At 36.5% G+C, this 8341-nt stretch carries 5 protein-coding genes; 3 read left to right on the top strand and 2 right to left on the bottom strand.

The annotated features are described in order from the left end of the window. Nucleotides 1-488 precede the first annotated feature (488 nt). The 3 genes from ACFINE_RS06605 (at nt 489) to ACFINE_RS06595 (ending at nt 6079) form a co-directional block, all read left to right on the top strand. Nucleotides 489-974: a hypothetical protein gene (locus ACFINE_RS06605; RefSeq protein ID WP_375621453.1), complete on the top strand. Its 486-nt coding sequence runs from the start codon at nt 489-491 to the stop codon at nt 972-974. A gap of 2210 nt (nt 975-3184) precedes the next feature. Beyond that, a complete protein-coding gene (locus ACFINE_RS06600; RefSeq protein ID WP_375610680.1) occupies nt 3185-3628 on the top strand; it encodes a hypothetical protein in 444 nt (147 codons plus the stop codon). Nucleotides 3629-5305: 1677 nt separating this feature from the next. Continuing rightward, on the top strand, nt 5306-6079 hold the full coding sequence (locus tag ACFINE_RS06595) for a DUF4167 domain-containing protein (protein ID WP_375611688.1): 774 nt from the start codon (nt 5306-5308) through the stop codon (nt 6077-6079). 1307 nt (nt 6080-7386) lie between these two features. Here ACFINE_RS06595 and ACFINE_RS06590 read toward each other — a convergent pair. After that, complete coding sequence (locus ACFINE_RS06590) at nt 7387-7836, bottom strand: hypothetical protein (RefSeq protein ID WP_375611689.1); 450 nt, start codon at nt 7834-7836, stop codon at nt 7387-7389. Between the two features lie 45 nt (nt 7837-7881). Next, nucleotides 7882-8247, bottom strand: a complete 366-nt coding sequence (locus ACFINE_RS06585) for a hypothetical protein (protein WP_375621452.1) — start codon at nt 8245-8247, stop codon at nt 7882-7884. Nucleotides 8248-8341 lie beyond the last annotated feature (94 nt).

The raw sequence follows: 8341 nt of genomic DNA, 5'->3' as shown, positions 1-8341 counted from the left end.
GGTTGTCTGAGGTTGTCTGAGGTTGTCTGAGGTTGTCTGAGGTTGTCTGAGGTTGTCTGAGGTTGTCTGAGGTTGTCTGAGGTTGTCTGAGGTTGTCTGAGGTTGTCTGAGGTTGTCTGAGGTTGTCTGAGGTTGTCTGAGGTTGTCTGAGGTTGTCTGAGGTTGTCTGAGGTTGTCTGAGGTTGTCTGAGGTTGTCTGAGGTTGTCTGAGGTTGTCTGAGGTTGTCTGAGGTTGTCTGAGGTTGTCTGAGGTTGTCTGAGGTTGTCTGAGGTTGTCTGAGGTTGTCTGAGGTTGTCTGAGGTTGTCTGAGGTTGTCTGAGGTTGTCTGAGGTTGTCTGAGGTTGTCTGAGGTTGTCTGAGGTTGTCTGAGGTTGTCTGAGGTTGTCTGAGGTTGTCTGAGGTTGTCTGAGAAATGCAAGAGCCGTACAACGAAAAAAGAGATGCAAATGCCTTAATACGCGTTTAGCTTATAAAAAAGGGGGATATAATGGCACTTTTTCCATTTTCTATTGCTGATATTGATGATCCGGAATGTATTCGTGTGGTTCTTTATGCTAGCGGAAGAATGGGACATGCTCCTTTAAACGCATTGTTGAAGAAAGCATATGAAGATATTACAAAAATTGCAAAGCGCATGGATGCTTTAGAAAAAAAATTAAATGCTCTAGATCTTATCAATGTCGAACAGAAAAAAAATGAGAAAGAAGAGAAACAAGACAGTATTAATAGTGTTGTGAGTGGTGGAATAACGACACCAAACAGTTTTGTGAGCGCACCAGAAATTAAAACAGAATCATCGTCCGCTGGAGACATATTTTTTTCTCCAATATACGAGGCGCCAAAAATAGACTACAGCTCTTTTATTTCAAAATTTACAGCACATAAGCCGCTAAAAATACACAGTAGTGTTACTCAAAACATCAGTGTTGAGCATTCTAGAGAGATTTCTTCTTTGTTAGATAAGGAAAAATAGAATAGAGTGATCATAACAATATGTATGGGGTGAAGCTATAGATCAGATAAACCTAATTTATATCTTCGGTGGAGCCTGGAATTGCACTTTGTTTGAGATGTTAAAAAATGGTAAAAATTGATAGAGAAGCGTTGTTGCTGGATAAGTTGATCATGCGTTGTTGGGGAGAGTAGGGCGCATATTGAAATCTAAGGGTAAGTTTTTAAAGCCTACAGAGTAAGGAGCTATGCCCAAATAGAAACGCATGGCAAAAGAAGCTTTAAAAAGATAAAAAATCTTGCAATCATTTTAAAAAGCTTTTGGATAGAGCGTTTGATGATTTTAACTCTATAAATAATTTGCGGTTTTTACGCTTTTTTAAAAGAGAAAAAGTGCAGTTCATCGCAATTTTAATTTGTTAAAAATCCCATAAAAAGAAAATGTTAATTGCTAAAAGGACAAAAGCAGAAAAATGCCTATAAGAAAATCATGCGTATCGTTGTGTCTTTTCTTATAAAGAAGAGAAATGCTATACTGTTGGAGCAGGCTTGAAGGCTAACGTTTCACTTGTTTTCTTATCAGACAAGATTGTACAAGCGGTTGTTGATTTGTCTTGTCCTGTTTATGCTGTAAAGACTGTCCTTTCAGGTGTGATGATATAAGGCAAGCCTCTTTGTAAGAGCTTCCATGATACAAAAAGTGTTTTTTAAAGGGCATGGCAAATATTTAAGGCAGGCTTATTTGTTGAGCTTTAAGTTTAAGTCAATCACATGCGGGAAAGCCAAATGAACCCCGATGCAATCTGGGCTGTTGATAGATCAGATTGGGTGAAGAATCTTCATCTTTTGAAGTGGTGAATGTAAGTTAAGAAAAACCAGCTTTTACAAGCGTAAAAGAACGGGTCTTATTATAATTATGGACTTAAATTATGTGTGTTTTTTCATGGATTATATTGAGATAAAGCTACAAAGTATTTTGATTTATTTGATACGTTTTTATTTTAGAAAGTGTATTGTTATAAACAGCTCTCCTCAATACGAATGTATCATTATTTATACTCTTTTTGGATATTTTTATAAATATAATTAAAAAGCTTGCAATACTATACGTTTTGTGTATAAGTATTTATTATTGATTTCTTTTGTATTTTATTTAGTTATATCTCTATTCATAAGCCGCGCCTTTAAATGGTGCGGCTTTTTTTACTTTCTAATAACAGGGGCGCTATATATTTGTTATTGAGATGGCTTTGGATATTTTTCTCATTATTGTATTTTGTGATTTCATTTTGCAGTGAAATCTTTAAATTCTTGTGTGTTTTATCCCAATAGGGAAGATTCAAATAAAAATGCAGGCGTCTGGGTTTGGTTTCTTTGCTTTGGTTGGGGGGCGTTGAATAGTTAAAGAATCTTTGTGATTGTTTGACGGAGAATGATATGAGGTGAAGCATAAAATGGTGGCGCATTTGAAGGGCCATTATCATGCATGCCAGCATGGTCAAAAATGCAAATGTGTCTTTAACAGTGTTTGTTGATCTCGATTAGAAAGTCTATTCTTTTTTGTTTGGAGTTTTACATCTATAATCTCTTATCTTGTTTTAGCGACTGCTTTTTGAGGGGGTGGTAATAGAAGGCGTGTAAAATTTTATATATGAAGTGTTTGTGTGGTGAATAACGGTAAATCCATTGAGCACTCCCATCTTTACGCTTATGTAGAGGCAAGCCCGCACCATCATTGTATTTGCTCGCTCCCAATATTACGACAGCCTTGGTTCGTGAGACGATTCATAAGAGGCATATGCCTTTCTTATACAGTTTTTAATCCACATACCAGTTCCGCTTGTAACTTGTAAGCAACATGGTTTTGGTTGATTTAACATAAACAGGTTTGAAATGAGAGAATCCTATGGTGTTCGGGTTTCTCATTCAACGTGCAAAACAATAAATACTCTTTGTAAATCAATGTGATGTGTCTTAACAAAGACGAATTGTTTATAGATCCGCATGGATGAAGAATCTTTGTCTTTAAAAGTGGTGAGAGAAAATCATCAGCCCTATTTTTTCATAAAGGGCATGAGAAAAGTGTTTCATAAGAATTATACGGTAAAAAAGAGAGTCTTTTGACATAAGAGTCTTGATCGTTTGCGGCTATAACCTGTATTGTGTACACAGATACTTCTATCATTTTTTGCTGTAAAAGCTTCTCTTGGGATATTAAAGGGTACAATCTTTATGGAAAAAAGAATCCGAGCAAGACAAAAGGCTTATTTCAAAAGATTATATCGCAAGATTGCTTTTGTTTGCATAATACTTTTTTGTATAGTGTTTTTGTGTTTTGTTGTTGCAAAGGTGGTTAGTTATTTTTCTTCTCATAAAAAAGTAACACAACAAGCACCCGTTGAATTGGTTATTCCTGTTTTTGATCTACGCGTATATTGCAAGGAAATTTCTGCTTCCGTTATGCCCGATATGAAAAGAGAGGTTTATCAGCATTGTCTTAATTTGGAAAGTGAGGCCTATTTTGCTATTCGTGAAATGTGGGATAAGCTTTCTGATAGTGCTAAAAAACAATGTTTGACGAGGGTCCGTCCTGGGGATGGAAATTATTTTCTCTTACGAGACTGTTTTCTGAATGAAAGAGAAAATAAAACAGGCAAAAGGCGCAATTACTTTTAAGTTTTTATACGGAACGTTAAAAGGATGCGAATTTTGATGAAAAGATAAAAGCCTCTTAAATGACTATCTGCCTCAAAACCAATAGCAGCTTGATTTATTTATCTTGTTATATCGCACTTCTTATTTAAGGTGTGGCGACATAAGGTATGGATGGCCTCCTTGAAATGTTTAAGGGGGCGTGGTGGAGTTTCAGGAGGGTTTGTTGCGCTTTTTTAAGGGAAATAACGAGTGTGGGAAATCCATTTCGTCATGGTTTTGGTGAATGGTATAATGGTAAAACCCTCATGAATGTATAAAATTTATAGAGCATGTTCATCTTTATGGTTTGAAAAAGAGTAAGCCAGTACTATCTCACATTTTGCTCGCTCCCAATGGTGCCTGTCGACAGCCCTTTAGCCTTAGAGACGGTTCATAAGAGGCACTTTTAGTCTTTTTATCGTTTTTACTCCACGCAGGTTTTCCCACATGTAACATGCAAGAAAAAGAGATTGATTCAACAGCAAACAGATTGAGGATGAAAAATCCTACGATATTAATTTTCTTACTCAACACAAAAAATATGAATTACCATTACAAATCAATTTAGTGTATGAATTTTATAAGTATTTTCATTGTTAACAGACCAGTGTGATTTGAGAACCTTCATTCTTTGAGGGTGTAAGTCAATAGACATGACAAAAATGAGTAAAAAAACATTCCTTTTATAAACATTTACGGCTTCTTCATGCGTAAAGCGCTGTGCTGGGTTTAAAAATGTGCTTGTTTTATAATTCTAGTTTTCTTTATCAGAAAAGATAAGTAAGGAAATACGTTAGGCCATTCTTATTGATAGGCTTTGAGGAGGGTATTTTTTTGAGAAGAAGCTGATTTTTAAAAAAGTGTGACATATTGGTCGTTTTTTTCATAATTTGATATTTTTTTGTATTTAAATATTTTGTTTTTAAGCTCAATTTGTTATAAATAAAAACTGTGATTAACTTAAAAACTCTATGGGTTAAAATAAAAATTGATAGTATCATTGACTTGTTTGGGAAAGAAGATTGCTCTCTTGGTGATTATAGGGCTTGAATAATACTTCGTGTTAATCTATCTATAAAAGTTAAGAGGTTTTGTGAGGCGATCGTGGATTATCGCTCGCAAGGGGTTGCTTTAGCGATGAAGAGAGGCTATATTTATAAAATAAAGAGGTTCGCGCAGTGACTCGTTGGGATGGAAGTGCTTGTGAGTTAAATGCACGAGGGGGTAGAGAATATCGGCGTTTTTAGGAGCGGTGGTTTTAGAGCAAAAAAGGAAGCTTCTACTATTCTCTGGCAGGAATTTTTTCTTTGTCAGGTGTGTTATATGTGTGTTTTCCTTTTTGTTTTCCACAAGATAATTATTTTTTTTAGTGAAATATGGTTTATTTAAAAAAAACACTTGGCATTTTACGTGAACATCATTAGGTTTCTGCTGTTTGACAGAGAAAAAGGGAATTTTTGATTTACGATTTCCCTGCTGTTTTGTGATTTTCAAGAAAATATATGCTTTTATCAATATCAGTAGGGTTCGTTTGAGTGAAATAAACGCGGATAGCTTGATAATCGTATGTTAAACATGATCAGCATTATCAAAAGATAATGTAATGAGGAAGCGTCAATTAAGACACACATAAGACAAACACTCCAAAAAGGGATAAAGATGAGGCCACAACAAAATAGACGGGTACGCGGTCGCAATAATAACAATAATGGTAATAACAATAATAATCGTCGCGGTCCTAATCCGTTGTCTCGCAATTATGAAAGTAGCGGTCCGGATGTTAAAATTCGCGGGAATGCTCAGCAAATTGCCGATAAATACATAAGCCTTGCGCGTGATGCACAAGGTGCAGGTGATCGTGTTATGTCGGAAAATTATTTACAACATGCCGAGCACTATTTGCGTATTATTTTAGCAGCAGCTGGGCAAATGTCTCAATCGGTTCGGCGTGATGAAAATCGTGGTGATGAAAACGAAAATCGTGATGAAAACAATGGGCAAGAATGCGGTGAAATAAATCTTGATGGTGAAAAAAAGGATGCTGTCGAGGGTGATACAGATGTATTACAAATGTCGTCGCAAAAAAATGGCAATGGCCAATATGATAAAGCGCAAAATGGGGATGCGCGTGAAAACGCTTTAGAGGCTCTATCGGATGAAAAAACAGATCAAGAGCACTGCCTCTCTGAGAAAAATGTTGAACCTGTCAAAAAAATACGTCGTTCTCCTCGTCGACGTACTGTACGGACTCAAGATGAATCATCTCTTGAGCTTTCACTTACAACAGCAGAAAGCTCTAGCAATGGAGATGCATCAACAGCAACAAAAACAGCAACAAAAGAGGATTCTTCTTTGCCTGGATTAGGTGAGGGGATACAGAGAAAACCACGCCGTCGCCGAGTGGTCAATCTTGAGGCAGAGGAAAATGTTTAAACCTGAAGGGTGCTGTGTAAGCGCGCTTGTGTGGTGATGTTATTGGTATCATGATAATAAATTATAATATACTCAAGAAGCTTCTTGCGCTTTCCTTGAGTTTTCACGGGGCTGTATTGAGACTTAACCAAAGGGTGTTGACAGAAAAGATTGCCTCTTTGCTGAGATTTAAGTAAGCGGATACAGAGAAAACCACGCCGTCGCTCAAGTGGTCAATCTTGAAGCAGAGGGAAATGTTTAAACCTGAAAGGTGCTGTATAAGCGCTTGTGGTGATGTTATTGGTATCATGATAGTAAATTGTATATACTCAAGAAGCCTCTTGCGCTTTCTTTGGATTTTCACGGGCAGTATTGAGACTTAACAAAGGGTGTTGACAGAAAAGATTGCCTCTTTGCTGGGATTTAAGTGAGGAAATACAGAGAAAACCGCATCCGTGTATTTTAAGAGGCAGTTCTTTTATGAAGAACGCAATGTCGTTGTTTTATTTAATTCACACTTATATTTAATATTATTCAATGTATTCATGCCCATTTCGCACTGGTGTTCATGAATTCTATCATGTGAAATCCATCGGTTATCTTTGCTTAATAAAAGAGGTAAACTGGGCGTTATTGCTTTAATTTTCAATGTTGCAACAGTTCTTCTTTTGATACCGGATCATTCATAAGAGGTATTTTTATTCATCCATTTCCTTGCTGGGATATGTAAAGAAATGATTTTGATTCAGTTTCTTATGAACAGATTTGAAAGGGAGAATCTTACAGTATTTGAGATTCTCGTTTGACATGCAAAATAAATCATCACTATAAATTAATATGTTGAATTTTTGCACTCAAGAAGAGGTATTTCTTGCACGTTTATTAGCTTTTCCCAAGTGATGTCATTTTCTTAAAATGGGAATGCGTTGACAGAAAGGTTTCTTCTTTTCCAAGATTTAAGTGAGGGGATACAGTAAAAAACGCGCCGTCGCCCGTGTGGTGGATATTTAAGACTTATCACATTAATTTATAATAATAATTCATTGTTTTGAATGTTAGGTGAGAGCTCCTAAACCCCTAGAATTCTCTCATTTCCAAATTTGTTCCATGTTGGATCAACAAAAACCATTCGCTTGCACGTTGCAAACGGGGAGAGCCCGTGTGGATAAATTTTATAATAAAGGAATAAAATGGCTCTTATGAACTCTCTCTAGCGCCAAGGATTGTCGGCAACACCCACGCGCTGGTAAAGCGTGTGATAATGCCAGCTTGCAGAAAATGTTTAAACCTTCAGAATGCTATGTCAGCGCTTATTGATGTTAGTTTTCTTAATGAGGCATTATCTTCGCTCTCTCTTTTGTTGTTTCAACAGAAAGAATGGAGACAAGTGCACCGGTATGATAATTGTAAATCATAAATTTTGTTTGTCCATCAGGGGTTAAAACTTTCAGTACAATATTGTGTTCTGAGAGGCTTTGCGACAAAATCTGTGTTTTTTCCGGTAGAGAGAGCGTATGATGGATAACGTGTGGGTTTTTGCTGAGAGAGGAAGATAGCTCTGTTTGTTTTGGCGCTGATCCGGTTTTTATCACTTTATAAACAATTAAAAACAGTACGGTTAGAATAAGGAAAAGCGTTATTAAAACGGAAATAATCATTAAACCCATAAGTTTTTTTCTCACTCGTTCTACGGCAGGGTCTAAAGGGAGATCTTGAGGCAGAGAATTTTGCTCTGTGTGATGGTCTTTTGAAGGGTGCATTCGCTTATTATCCATCATGTCTTTCATTGATTATTTTTTTTGAGATCTGATGGGTTTATGCTTTTAAAGTTTTTTGTGCAAGAGGTTTGTGGAAGAAGAATGTAAAAGAGGAAGCGATGTTGGTAAAATATCTTCTTTGTGTACTGTAGACAGCTTGTCCTTTACGTTTTGGCTTTTAAGCAGGAAATTTCCATGGTTTGTTACAGACCAGATCAAGTTTACTTCTTGTTGATGTAAATTTGCATGTACGTTTATACATTGGGCAAAAATTTGTTGTCCATAAAGTGCAAACTTTTTTGTGGACGGGACCATGGCCTGTTCACAAGCTTGAGCCGTGGGATAGATTTTAACCATTGTATTGTTCGAATAGCAACTATTAAAATCATCTGTACATGAAACTAATAAGAGGATAAAAACAAGGGGATTCATCAATTATTTTCCAAATGACAGGTTGACAGAGCGGACTCCAATTTGTCAGCCTAGGGGCTTCTTCACTGTTAAACGCTTTCAAAGTTTTTTAGTT

The sequence above is a fragment of the Bartonella sp. AA97HXZ genome (assembly GCF_042196985.1).
In the GTDB taxonomy this organism is placed as follows: domain Bacteria; phylum Pseudomonadota; class Alphaproteobacteria; order Rhizobiales; family Rhizobiaceae; genus Bartonella.
Note: the sequence above shows the minus strand (reverse complement) of the source record. Positions and strands in the feature narration are given on the sequence as shown.

Excerpts from the sequence above, each read along its gene's own strand:
- ACFINE_RS06605 (WP_375621453.1), top strand. The coding sequence starts at position 489 with ATGGCACTTTTTCCATTTTCTATTGCTGATATTGATGATCCGGAATGT.
- ACFINE_RS06600 (WP_375610680.1), top strand. The coding sequence starts at position 3,185 with ATGGAAAAAAGAATCCGAGCAAGACAAAAGGCTTATTTCAAAAGATTA.
- ACFINE_RS06595 (WP_375611688.1), top strand. The coding sequence starts at position 5,306 with ATGAGGCCACAACAAAATAGACGGGTACGCGGTCGCAATAATAACAAT.
- ACFINE_RS06590 (WP_375611689.1), bottom strand. The coding sequence starts at position 7,836 with ATGATGGATAATAAGCGAATGCACCCTTCAAAAGACCATCACACAGAG.
- ACFINE_RS06585 (WP_375621452.1), bottom strand. The coding sequence starts at position 8,247 with ATGAATCCCCTTGTTTTTATCCTCTTATTAGTTTCATGTACAGATGAT.